This window comes from Chitinophagaceae bacterium (assembly GCA_030053935.1).
Lineage (GTDB): Bacteria > Bacteroidota > Bacteroidia > Cytophagales > JASGCU01 > JASGCU01.
The window spans coordinates 42495-50945 of record JASGCU010000008.1 but is presented as its reverse complement, the minus strand read 5'-3'; the positions used below and the strand labels follow the sequence as shown (position 1 = coordinate 50945).

Annotated in this window: 6 protein-coding genes; 2 read left to right on the top strand and 4 right to left on the bottom strand. The window is 30.6% G+C overall.

Annotated elements, in window-relative coordinates; translation table 11 throughout:
• Positions 1-308: 308 nt before the first annotated feature.
• From QM536_02085 to QM536_02070, 4 genes are all read right to left on the bottom strand, one after another.
• Complete coding sequence (locus tag QM536_02085; protein ID MDI9355799.1) at positions 309-3008, bottom strand: hypothetical protein; 2700 nt, start codon at positions 3006-3008, stop codon at positions 309-311.
• A gap of 12 nt (positions 3009-3020) precedes the next feature.
• On the bottom strand, positions 3021-3884 hold the full coding sequence (locus tag QM536_02080; GenBank protein MDI9355798.1) for a nucleoside phosphorylase: 864 nt from the start codon (positions 3882-3884) through the stop codon (positions 3021-3023).
• A complete protein-coding gene (locus QM536_02075; protein MDI9355797.1) occupies positions 3772-4173 on the bottom strand; it encodes a PD-(D/E)XK nuclease family transposase in 402 nt (133 codons plus the stop codon). The genes QM536_02080 and QM536_02075 overlap by 113 nt, the downstream gene beginning before the upstream one ends.
• A gap of 285 nt (positions 4174-4458) precedes the next feature.
• Positions 4459-6255, bottom strand: coding sequence for an OmpA family protein (locus QM536_02070; GenBank protein MDI9355796.1), 1797 nt, complete (start codon positions 6253-6255; stop codon positions 4459-4461).
• Between the two features lie 216 nt (positions 6256-6471).
• Here QM536_02070 and QM536_02065 point away from each other — a divergent pair, with 216 nt between their 5' ends.
• Entirely contained in the window at positions 6472-6933 is a 462-nt protein-coding gene (locus QM536_02065) for a DUF6428 family protein (protein MDI9355795.1), read from the top strand.
• A 150-nt stretch (positions 6934-7083) separates the two neighbouring features.
• Positions 7084-8046: a ribose-phosphate pyrophosphokinase gene (locus QM536_02060; GenBank protein MDI9355794.1), complete on the top strand. Its 963-nt coding sequence runs from the start codon at positions 7084-7086 to the stop codon at positions 8044-8046.
• Positions 8047-8451: the final 405 nt, after the last annotated feature.

Genomic DNA, 8451 nt, shown 5'->3' with positions numbered 1-8451 from the left:
TTTTTCATTTTTTTTGTTTTTTTTTGCAATTTTTTATCATAATATCTTTTTTTTTGAAAAATAAAACAAAAATTCTCTCAAATAAAAAAATATTGCCAAAGTTATAAAATCTCTTCAAAGCGAATCGAATACAGATTCAAATTTAAAATTTCCTCATATTTTTGAATTCATTTTCAAAAAGGAGACATTATTTGGCAAATAATGTCTATTTTTTACTCATTGGGACATAAAATAAAAAAATCACGTTTTACAGCATGTTTTTTTACTCTATTGACTGATGGAGAATGTGGTTTATCAGATTTGTAATCTTATTCCTTTTTTATAATGTCTTTGCTAAAGTCCTTGAGATGAATTTTTTGAAGAATCACATCTCTTCCCTTTGCATATATCATAAAATATTCCATGTATTCATCATTATTTTGAGCAAAAATCTCTATATCGGTGTTTGATTCAATAGCATATTTATAAAATAGTCCTGTATTTTGATGAATAAGATATGATATATTCTCTTCTTTGTTTTTGAGGGTTAGAAAACCCATATCTGTATGGAAATGGAAATAGCGAATATGCATATTATTACCCTGAGAGAAGGGTAGTTTTGCTTCAAAAACCGCTTTTTCTTGTTGGTCTAAAAGGGTCACATTGTCTTTTTCTATTTTCGCATACAGAAGAGTATTATTTACTTTATCAGTGATGGTTTGAAAACGATTCTGTTTTGTTCCTCTATAAAAATTTTTGTGATATGCTATCTTTCCTTCCATATTTGCAGATACGAGTATGCCGTTATCTGTTAGCAGAGAGAAAAAAGTGTTACTTGCATTTTGTCCATCTGTGATATGAATAGGATTTGATATGGTGGTGTTGAGAAAAATCGGGAATCCTTTTATTTTTATTTTATTTTGGTTCAAAATATGGATTTCCCCTGTGATAGTGGTAGCGACTAAATAGAGGTTGTTTTCTACAAAAACTCCTGCGGGAGCAGCACTCATTTTATAAGGGAGTTTTTGCGGTGTCCAATCTTGCTGATTTTTTCCATCTCGTGTGATGCAAAAAATTAATCCGCTTTTATCTACCACTATATATTGGTATTCTGCATCTTTTTGTATCACCTGAAAATATTCTATATCGTTGTTATATGAAACGTTTATAGGGAATGGTGGCACAAAGGTTCCGTTTTTTTCTATGATATATATATATTTATGAGTAGTAAAAGCATACTGTTTTTTTTCATTGGGCAAATGATTTACTTCAAAAAAAGGGCTTGTTACCTCACTATCCAGAGAATCTTGCCACAGCACCTGATAATTATCTGATATGCTATGGAGTATGTATGTAGAATCTTGTGTCAAAAATTCTATGCTTCCATCGGTACTTTGAAAGGGAGTAGGTGCAGTTATGAGAGGAGCAGAAAAGTGAATTTGAAAGGTATCTGTAGCGTCTGTTGTTCCTTCTTTTTTTACAGTATCTTTTGAGAAAAGAGAAAGCACTGTGTAACTTTTTTCTTGAATATTATCCATTTGCAAAGACATTGCTTCGGTATTTTGAAAGAAAAGAGAAAACAATGCATCGAATTTTTGTTTCCATTTTTGTTGTATTTTGTTTTTTATTTCTCCATATATTTGGGGTATATTGACAAAATAATGGACATTTGCGGAAGCAAGATTTTTTGGGAGCATATTTTGGGAAGAGTAAGTGTTGCTGAAGGTTCTATCTTGTGATATGTCCTCTATCATTACTTTGAGAGTGAGTATATTATTAGCCGCCAGTAGATAATTATCGTAATAGGTATAGTGAAGGGTAGGGAATCCTTTCAATTTTTCTCCGAATAACAAGGCGGGGAGTTCTGCTACTTCTATTTTTTTGAGAGTGAAGTTCCGATAAAGTTCTTCATCAGTAGTTTTAAACTTATCAAAACTATTGGAGAAAAAGAAATTATTTTTTGCTTCTATAATAAGTCCGAGGGGGGTTGTTGTTGAATTATTGGAAGAAAAAGAGATGAATGCCACTTGATGTTGTATTTCTTTATGGATATCTTCTAAATCTATTTTATAAAGTGCTTCTAATTCTTTTTGTTTCTTAAGTATATCAGGAGCAGTATTTTTCCAAAATTCTTCCATTTGCATTCCCCATTGTTCACCTGATGTAAAGTTAAAAATAAGAAATGAGGTACTTCTCTGTGGTATAAGTTTTTGAAGGGTAAGTGGGGTGGATACATTATTTTTAAATCCGTTCCAATGAGCATAATTTTCTTTTTCAAAAAACATATATCCCGTAAAAAGAGAATTATGTTCCATTTTTTCCAATAGGATATGATGCTCAAATAGATGGGTAAAACCTATTTTTTTTTCGTCTTTCAAAGATATATGTGAAAATATATTTTGCAATTCTTTTGTATTAATAATTACATAGTCCTCAGGGGGTAAGGGACTATGAGAAAGCGAATATATATACCTCTCTTTTTTTTCATGTACAATAAGTGCTTCTTCTACTAAATATGATTCAAAACTTCCTATAAAAAAACCGTCTTTATAACTATAAAAAAAAGGATGGTTCTTATCTCTTCCTTGTATTTCTTTAATAATGTAAGTTCGAAATTTTCTTTCATGGGGGGAGATAACTTTTTTTTGTTTGATCGCCTGCAAAAAAGTAGATATTTTTTTTTCGCTCTCTTTCTGAGAAACAGAAAAAACAATCATTATATCAAACAGAATATCATTATTATAATGGAAAGATATAAGAACGGGAATGTCTACAAAAAAAGAATAAATCGTTTTTAGAAAATGAATATTATTTTCGGATGTGGTTTTGTTAAGCGAGGTATCGGACAGTATATCAGATAGCATGCTTGATTCTGCTGGTGTATTTTGTTTTTTATACGCTACAAAAGCATTTTTAGGAACAAAATCCCATTCATTTTGAGTATTATTTTGATTACAATAATACCATGTTCCGCCTGCAACAATAAATATTATTCCTATAAAAACCATAGATATATTCCGTCTTCTCATATCATTATAATTTTATTCTGTGGATATTACCTCTAATGTTTTTTGTATAAGGGTATCAATAGTTTTTTCTGGATTTTTGGAAAATGTATCTGATACTCTATTTGCTAAGATAGCATTAACGCTGATTGCTTTATGTCCCATCATTCTACTCATACCGTAATAACCTGCTGTTTCCATTTCCAAATTGGTCATTCTTTTATTTTCAAAAGTGTATTTTTCTAAAAAAGGGACAAGGTGTGAAAATCTATTATGTATTCTTAAAACTCTCCCCTGAGGATTATAAAATCCAGGTACTGTAATAGTATTCCCTTGTATGCAGTACGAAGAAATTTTTTTAAAAAAGGAATCATCTCCTTTTACGATATATGGAACAAAACCAATTTCTAATTTTTCTCGCATATCCTCAGCCCATCGTTTTTCAAAATCCATTTGAGGTATATCATAAAAAAAGCCAAGTGTGTCTAAACCAATAGCATATTCTGATACTAAAAAACTTTCTACGGGAATATCTTTTTGTAAACCCCCTGATGTCCCTATACGGATAATTTCTAGTGTTGTTTTTTCTGCTTTTATATTACCCGAAGATAGATCAATATTCACTAAAGCATCTAATTCGTTTAATACTATTTCTACATTATCTGTTCCTATCCCTGAGCTGAGCGCGGTTATTTTTTTTTTACCTATATACCCAGTATGGGTTATAAATTCTCGGTTCTGCATTCGAAATTCTATCCTATCAAAGTATTTACTTATTTGCGAAACCCTATTGGGATCTCCTACTACCAAAATAAGTCGTGCTATATTCTCTGATAAGAGATGTAAATGATAGATACTCCCATCCGCATTTAATATAAGATCTGTATTTTTTATTTGCATCTATTTTATAATCTTGTTTTTGTTTAGAAGTTGCTAAGAGAATGTCTTTTTTATGCATCCCTATAAAATCTCCTTTATATTCATAAATATAATCACTTCCATTGCCCAAATCAAAATAAATAATATTTATAGAATATGCTTTTTTAATCTTACTATATGTATCTCCATTATGTATATAACTCGTTATTAACTGAGAAACTCCATAAATCATTCTTTGAAAATAGTCATTCTCATAATTGTGCTGCAATTCTATCAAAATAAGCTCCTCATTCGTTGATTTTGCTAAAATATCTACCTTATTATATTTACTATCCTTGCTGTCTTTATTGCCCTCTCTCTATGATATTTTCTATAGTAATATCTATTTCCAATAATTCACTTAAAAAAACCTCTAGTATATCAAAATTTGCTTTATCTCTGAGCATCTTTTTCATCCCCAATCAAAATTTATTAACGTTCTACCCATAGTATTGTTACGTATTGTTTTTATAAATATGAACCCCCTACGAAAAGGTTGTTTTTTCGTAGGGGGTTCCATAATCTCTAAAAAATAATTTTTGAAAGAAGTAAATAATTAAAGAGTGCTACGAAGAGATGAAGAGTAGTTTTTAAACTCTAAATCTTTCAATGCTTTTTCTTTCAATTCGGGATTTTCTTCTATTGCTTTTTTGAGGTTTATCATAAGTTCGGATTCATTATTTAATCTTGCATAAGTAATAGCTATTAAGTAATAAGTGATAGCGTTATGATAGTTCAAACTCAGTGCATCGGCAAATGTATGCTGAGCATTAGTAGTTTCTCCTTTTAAAAGCTGAGCTAAAGCTCTATTAAATTTGGTTTCCATTGTTTCAGATGCTTGTGAAAGAGACGCTATTGCTTTATCATATATCCCTAATTTTATCTCAAGTATTCCTTTTATTGTATTTAAATTTCTCAGAACTTGCCCGTTTGGGTTTGTTACCTCAAATGCTTTATTTACTAAATCGTATGCTTTTTCAACCTGTCCTTGAAGTAAATATATATTGGCAAAATTTGTATATATCTCAGGTGTATTTAGTTTTTGTTTATTAGCTATCTCTAGCTGAGTTAATGCAAGTTCTATGTTGTTGTTTCTTTCCTCCTGTGTAGTTGCTGCTTTTGCTTTTAAAAGATAAATACTCCCTAAATTATTATGTGCTTCCCATGAGTCTTTTTTACTTATAGATGCCTTGTATATGAGTTCTTGTTCATCTATACTTGGGTTTACGTGTGCTCCGTATAAAAGTTCTTCATAAGAGAGTGAATCTGCATTTGCTCCTTGTGCTATTTGCTTAGACATTACTGCAATCGTTGGTAAACTCTTTTTAGATTTGAGAGTAAGAATTTCTGTTTTAGCTGTCCGAAGTAGTGGATATATCTTTCCTAATATATCAGATCTGTAATTTGGAAGTTGTTCTATTGCTTTTTCTTTTTCTTCAAACGTTCCATATCCGTTTATTATGTTTACTATACTTGTTTTTGTTGCTTCATCTAAGAGGGTTGTTGTTTTTAATACTTCTTTTAGATTTGCCCAATCTAAACTAATTGGTTTGAGAATAAATCTTATAGAATCAGATAGTCCCTTATAATCATATTTTTTCATGTTTTCGCGGTACCATTTTTCTATTGCTTTTGCTCTATTTTCGGATAGTTTTATGTTCTTTGCTTCCGTTCCTTCGGGAGAGTGTGTGCCAATAATAGTTACAGTTTTTGTAACATTTTTTTCTGCAATAAATGCTGTTAATCTTTTTCCACTTTCACCAGTTTTTTCTGATACTCTGAGATCGGCTTTCCCCTGTTCAAAGAAAAAATCTATATTTATAGGTATTAACTCATCTTGGTCGTTATAACCATGGTGAACAAAATTGGCATTTATTTCCGTTAGCACCAAAAGGGGAGTTGTAATAATACCATCTGCTATTTTTATTTTTCCCGTCTCATCTTTATATGCCTGAGGAGTTTTAGTAGCATCAATAGCTCTTGCTTGAATCATAAGAGTGCCATATTCTTTTTCAGGAGTATAATCAAAAACATAGTTTTTAGAATTTTTAATAGATGTGGACTCTAATCCTGGGTAATCACTTACTTTAAAATCAAAAGGAAGGAGTTCATCTGACTTGTTTCCATAATCATAAAAAGTTCTTATACTATATACTTTTCCTGCTTGAAGGAGCTTAGGTGGCAGTATTACAGACATATCAAAAGATACTTTACCGCCATGTAGCTCTAAAGGATTTGGCTTTACTGATATTTGTTTATTTTTTCCTGCTTCCAGCATAGAATCTAAAGACGCACATCTGGTAAAGAATAACCCTATTAATCCTAATACAACAATTTTTTTTAATCGCATCATTATTTTTATTTATTTGTATTTTAATTTATTAAATTAATATTTATTTTTTAACTTTACGCAATAATAAATAATTATTGTAATTTTTATTTTAATTATATTTTTTTTGTTTTTTTTTTTCTATTTCAACGAAAAATCAAATAATTATGCGTAACTTTTTATTATTTTATTTTTAATCATTAGAGTCCATTCCAAAATTAAAAAATTAAAATTATCAATATGCTTTTATCAGATTTTAAAAACAAACTTACAACGGTTACAGAAGTAACTTTTTTAAAACCAGACGGCACACCCGTCCCAAAACACTTTCATATTACTGAAGTAGGGCAAATCAATAAACGATTTATGGACTGTGGGGGAACTATAAGAAACGAAAGCGTGATTTCAATGCAACTTTGGGAAAATGTAGATTTTTGGCATAGATTAGAACCCAAAAAAATTATCACAATTATTAACCTTGCAAAAGATAAGTTAGGCATAGAAGACCACGAAATTGAAATAGAATACCAAAGCGAAACAATTGGGAAATATGGTGTTGTATTTAATAACGGAGCATTTAACCTTACAAACAAAAATACGGTTTGTATGGCAATAGATTCATGCGGTACTCATACATTTGAAAAAGTGAAACAACCCGCACCATCTTCTTGTTTACCTAATAGCGGTTGTTGCTCATTATGAAGTGTGTAATAAGCTATTATTTATTATTTTGGTAGTAATTCTGGCATGTAATCACTATTATGACTTTGATGCAAGGATTACCACTATTCATTTATTTATGTATGTGTAAAAATAAAATAGCATACAGTATTCAAAAAATATACATCTTATATGGTATTAGAAAAAGAAAAAACGTCTATAGGAATTTTTGCAGGTAATAATTCCTTAGATTTAGGAAAAAAAATTGGAGCGGCGTATGGGCAATCTTTGGGGAAATACTCCCTTAAAAGATTTAGCGATGGGGAAATGAGCTTTACTTACAATGAATCTATTCGTGGATGCGACATCTTTTTAGTCCAATCTACTTGTCCGCCATCTGATAATATTATGGAACTACTTTTTATGATAGATGCGGCTAAAAGAGCCAGCGCCCGTTGTATAAATGTAGTTATACCATATTTTGGATATGCGAGACAAGATAGAAAAGAAGAACCAAGAGTTTCTATAGCCGCAAAACTCATGGCTGACATCCTTTCTTGTGCCGGTTCACACAGAATTATGACAATGGATCTCCATTCAGGGCAAATACAGGGATTTTTTAACATTCCTGTAGACCATTTGGATAGCAATGGTGTTTTTATTCCTTATATAGAATCTCTGCAAAAAACCAAAGGTTTAGAAAATTTTGTGTTTGTCTCGCCCGATATGGGAGGAGTAACACGTAATAGAAGTTATGCAAATTATTTTCAGGCGGATATGGTTATTTGTGATAAACAAAGAATAAAAGCAAATGAAGTCCATTCTATGCAAGTCATCGGTGAGGTAAAAGGAAAAAACATAATCATCGTAGATGATATTATAGATACGGGTTCTACACTTTGCGCTGCCGCTTCTATTATTAAAAAGAAAGGATCCAAAAGCATTCGTGCTATCTGCACTCACGCAATTCTCTCTTCAGCCGATGCTTACGAGAAAATAGAACAAAGTGAAATTGAAGAACTTATAGTAACGGATACCGTTCCTCTCAAAAAACCATCTCCTAAAATACAAGTTTTTTCCGTAGCAGATATCTTTGCAAAAGCGATACATAATGTGGCTCATAACCTTTCTATAAGTTCGTTATATAAGCATTAAATTCTTTTTCTATTACTTTTACAAGAGTTTTTATACACTCTCATCAATAGAGGATACTGATACTGCGCAAATGATTTTTTGGATCAAATCTTTCGTAATGTTGTATTACAGGTGGGTTCTAAAAATTGATTTCTTCAAAAAAATGTTTGTAACTATTGATTTTTAAGGGACACAGTTTTTAGGATTTGAATTTTTAGGACCCCTCTTAAGAATATTATCATATTATTTTTCATTTTTTCTGTTTTTTATTTCATTTTTTCATTATCATTTATTTTTTTGAGAAATAAAAAAAAGATATCTCGGACAAAAAAAACTTTCCAAAGCGAATCGGATACAGATTCAAATTCAAAATCCTTTCATATTTTTTAATCTATTTTAAAAATGAATACATCTTCTTCCTAAAGA